This is a genomic window from Mesorhizobium sp. M7A.F.Ca.ET.027.02.1.1 (assembly GCF_004022985.1).
Taxonomy (GTDB): Bacteria; Pseudomonadota; Alphaproteobacteria; order Rhizobiales; family Rhizobiaceae; genus Mesorhizobium.
The window spans coordinates 1-4441 of the sequence record NZ_RZOL01000468.1 but is presented as its reverse complement, the minus strand read 5'-3'; the positions used below and the strand labels follow the sequence as shown (position 1 = coordinate 4441).

The window sequence follows — 4441 nt, the reverse complement described above, 5'->3', positions numbered from 1 at the left end:
GCTGTGCACCAGCCTCGGCTCCTCGTGCCACCAGGCCTTGCCGCCGGCGGCCACAATGCGGTCGCGGTAGGTCTCGCCATCCGACGACAGCGGGTCGCATTGCGCCGTGACGATCACCGTCGGCGGCAGGCCGGAGAAATCGGTGTCGCGCAGCGGCGAGAAGGTCGGGTCGTCGGGCGATTGCCGCCTGGCCGAGCGGACGTCGCGGTAGAAGGCGATGTCGGCCACGGATAGCAGCGGCGCGTTGGCGTGTTCGACATAGGAGCCTGCGGTCTCGTCGCCGCCGAGTTCGGGATAGATCAGCACTTGCCCGACCGCAGCTCTGATATGGCGGCGCGTCGTCTGCGCCACGGCGGCGGCGAGATTGCCGCCAGCGCTTTCGCCACACAGGACCAGCGGCAGGCCTGATGTGGCCGCTGCCCATTCGAAGGCGGCGACGGCATCGTCGAAGGCGGCGGGATGAAGATGCTCCGGCGCCAGCCGGTAGTCGACCGACAGCACGTCGAAACCGGTGCCGGCGCAGAGCTCGGCACAGATGTCGTCATGGCTTTCGAGGCCGCCGAGGATGAAGCCGCCGCCGTGGTAGTAGATCACCATCCCCTTGGCGGCCTTGCCGGCAAGCCGGTAACGGCGGATCGGGATGTCGCGGCCGGCGGCGGCGATCAGGCCGTCGCTGGCCTTGACGCCGGGCGGGCGGCCCTGGTGGAAGGCGCGGCTCATACGGTCATAGACGGCGCGCTGCTTGTCGATCGGCAGGCCGAGGATTTCGGGCGGATACCAGCCGTTGACGGCGTCGATATAGGCCCAAAGGGCCGGGTCGAGCCGTGTTTCGTAGGGGCCGCGCGTCATAGGTCGGCGTAGAGCGCGGCCGCGTTGTCGAAGGAGAAGCGCAGCGGCACCGAGCCCTCGACCTGCCAGGCGGTGACGGTCTCGCCGGCCAGCAGCCGGCAGGCGCCATCGGTATCGGTGACGGCGCCGCCATAGAGCCGGTTGGCGAGGTTGAGGATGCCGGTCTGGTGCATGGCCGCGCTGCCGCTGCCGCAGGCATCCTTGACCAGCAGCACGCGAAAGCCCTTGGCCACCGCATCCTTGACCGACGCGTCGATGCAGGCCTCGGTCCAGACACCTGATATGACCAACCATTCGATGCCTGAAGACTTGATGTCGCGCGCCGCCGGCCCGGTGCGGAAGGCGCTGGCCTCGGCCTTGATCAGCAGCGCCTCGCCGTTGATCGGCGCCACCTCACGGCAGATCTCGGTCAGCGGATCGCTCTTGTCGGAGAAGGCCGACTTGCCGTCCGCACCGAGCGGATGAAACGGCCGGTCCTGGCTGTCGAGATCGACGATGTAGGCCCAGTGGTAAAGCGGCACATGGTTGCCCCGCGCCGCCGCCTGCAAGCGCTGGACGTTGGCGAGGATGCTGCTAAAGCCCTCGACCAGGTAGCGGGGGTCCTGCCGGTGCTCTTCCTGCAGGTCGATGAAGATCGCGGCCACGGTGCCGGGTTCGATGGCGATGGGGGTTTTCATGCGGATGCGCCTTGGTTGTGGGCGGGCGACACCGCTCTGTTTAGCGAGCTGGCGCAAGCAGCGGTGATTGGCCGGCGCCTCCCAACCTTCGTCATCCACGGGCGGAGCAGGAGCGAAGCTCCGTCGCGGAGACCCGAGGTTCCATGCCGTGACGTTGATCGAATGGTGCAGCGGTGCAGAACTTGTACCGTTGCGGTGCATAGAGGTCGCGGCATGGATCCCTTGGGCTGCGAAGCAGCTCCAGGGGTCTGCGCCGCGTCGCTGCGCTCCTTGCTCCGCCCTAGGATGACGAAGCGATGGAAGGCTGCGACAGCAGCGAAGGCTCGCGATCCGGCGCCGGTGTACGAAACCGCCCTCAAACCTGCGTCTCCAGAAACTCGTCCTCATAAGGAAAGCGCGACAGAAGCTCTGTACCCGTCTCGGTGATCAGGATCTCGTCCTCCAGCTTGACGCCCTCGCGGCCGACCTTTTCGCCAATATAGCTTTCCACGCTCACCACCATGCCTGGCACGATATGGCCGTCGCGGCCATAGGTCTCGTAATCCATGGCATGCGCGATGAACGGCGTTTCGCCATGCATGCCGACGCCGTGCATGACCGAGGTGTAGCGCTGGTCTACGAAACGGTCCGGGATTTTCCACGCCTTCTCGGCAATCTCGCGGAACGCCATGCCGGGTTTGACGATCGAAATGTTGTGCTGAACCTGGTCGTGCGCCATGCGGTAGAGCGACTTCTGGTAAGGCGTCGGCTTGCCCGGCCCGCAGCGGAAGGTGCGCGAGAAATCCGAATAATAGCCGTAGCAGCCGATCGTGTCGGTATCGAGCGCCAAGAGTTCGCCGGGCCGGATCTTGCGGCCGCTGGCCTCGTTGAACCACGGATTGGTACGCTGGCCCGATGTCAGCAGCCGCGTCTCGATGAACTCGCCGCCCTGGCGGATGACCTCGCCATACATGATGGCGAACAGTTCGTTTTCGGAGACGCCGGGCTTGATCGCCTCGCGCACCGCATAGACGGCGGCCTCGGCGCCGGCCATCGACACCTGCAGGCATTTGACTTCCTCGGGCGTCTTGACCGCGCGCACCGCCAGGATCTCGCCCTGGCAGTCGCGAACCTCGCAGCCGCGCTTTTCAAGCGCCAGCGCCTGCAGATGGCTGCAGCGGTCGAGGCCGAGCTTCATCGAGCCACCGCCATGCTGCTTCAGAAGCTCGGCGATCTCGTCGGCGAAGGGACCGGCGGTCTCGTCGTCGCGACCCGACACCGACGACCAGACCAGCTTGGAAGGCCGCGCCTCGTCGATCGTGTCGAGCACCATCGAGACATGATAGCTCTGCGGGTATTCGAACAGCACGATCGGCCCTTCGGTCGGGATAAAGAAATAGCGGGTCGAGTTGCGCAGGAAATAGCCGAACATGTTCCGCGAGCCGGTGGCGTAGCGCTGGTTGTACGGATCGAACAGCACCACGCCGCCATAGCCGGCCTTGCGCATCCAGCCGCGCAGCTTCGCCAGCCGGCCCTTGCGCAGGGCGTCGGCATCGATGAAGGACGGCTCGGTGTCCGACAGCCACATGCCGCCGGCCGGATCGGCCGCGGCCGGGTGGCGCATGCGGTCCTTGAAGTCCACGTCCTCGGTGCTGTCGGGGTCGAATACGACGATGCTCATGGGGGTACGGCCTTGGCTGGGTTGCGAGGTCGGAGCATGGCGCAGGCGGGGCGGATGGATTGTGCGGAAAACCGCGTTTGTTGTGCGGGATGCCGCTGGCTAATCGGTTACGTCGCGATCCTTGGCGCCCCCCTCTGCCCTGCCGGGCATCTCCCCCTCAAGGGGGGAGATTGGCAGTTTCGATGCCGCCATTCTTCTCTGCAACATCTGAGATTAGCGAAAGCAGAGATGCAGTCCGATCTCCCCCCTTGAGGGGGAGATGTCCGGCAGGACAGAGGGGGGCGCTGTCCCGCCAACGTCACACCCGTCAGGGAGCGACACCTAATGCCGTCTCGCCCGCTTCGGCGGATGCCCATGCTCTTCGCGAAACGCCCGGGCAAAACTCGACATCGACGCAAACCCACACGCCAGCGCCACGTCGCGCACGGCGAGCGTCGAATGCGCCAAAAGGTCGGCGGCGCGCTTCAACCTTAGGCGCCGGTAATAACCATTGGGCGAGATGGCGAGTTCGGAGCGGAAGGAGCGTTCGAGCTTGTCGGAGGAGACGCCGAGCTTCGCGGTCAGCTCGGCCATGCCGAGCCGCTCTTCGACCGCGTCCTCCATGATAGCGATGGCCGACAACACCAGTTCGTTCTGGACGCCGGTGCGCAGCCGCAAGGGCATCATCTTGCGGTCGATGCTGGAACGCAGCTGGCTGTGCACGAACCATTCGGCGACGCCGGCGGCAAGCTCGGCGCCGTAATCGCGGGTGATGATCTCCAGCATCATGTCGAGGCTGCCGACGCCGCCGGCCGAAGTGAAGCGCTTGCGGTCGATGACATAGAGGTCGCGCCTGAGCTCGATGTTGGGGAAGGCTTCGGTGAAGGCGGCCTGGCTGGTCCAGTGCAAGGTGCAGGCATGGCCGTCGAGCAGGCCGGCGCGGGCGAGGAAGAACGCCGCATCCGCCACCGCGCCGATATGGGCGCCATTGCGCAGGCTCTTGCGGATCCAGTGTGCTGCGTCCTCGGCGACGAGGTGATCGGCATCGCCGCCCGAGCAGACGACGATGCGGTCGACCTTGGGCGCGTCCTCGGCGTAAAAACCCGGCTGGATGACGACGCCGTTCGAGGCCTCGACCGAGCCTTTCGTGCCACCGACGATGATCCAGCGATAGCATTCTCTTTTCGCCAGGACATTGGCGGCACGCAGCGGCTCGATGACCGAGCTGAACGCCATCATCGGAAAGCCGGGGAAGACCAGCACCGCGAAGGTGAGG

Annotated in this window: 4 protein-coding genes; all 4 read right to left on the bottom strand. The window is 65.8% G+C overall.

Going from position 1 to position 4441, the window contains the following annotated elements; translation table 11 throughout:
- The coding region (locus EN749_RS31395) for an alpha/beta hydrolase (RefSeq protein WP_145991076.1) at window positions 1-849 on the bottom strand (849 nt) is incomplete at its 3' end.
- Entirely contained in the window at window positions 846-1526 is a 681-nt protein-coding gene (locus EN749_RS31390) for an isochorismatase family protein (RefSeq protein WP_128289838.1), read from the bottom strand. The genes EN749_RS31395 and EN749_RS31390, both read right to left, overlap by 4 nt.
- 355 nt (window positions 1527-1881) lie before the next feature.
- A complete protein-coding gene (locus EN749_RS31385; RefSeq protein WP_128364609.1) occupies window positions 1882-3186 on the bottom strand; it encodes a Xaa-Pro peptidase family protein in 1305 nt (434 codons plus the stop codon).
- Between the two features lie 321 nt (window positions 3187-3507).
- Window positions 3508-4441: GlxA family transcriptional regulator (locus tag EN749_RS31375; RefSeq protein WP_145991075.1), on the bottom strand; the 934-nt coding region annotated here is incomplete at its 5' end.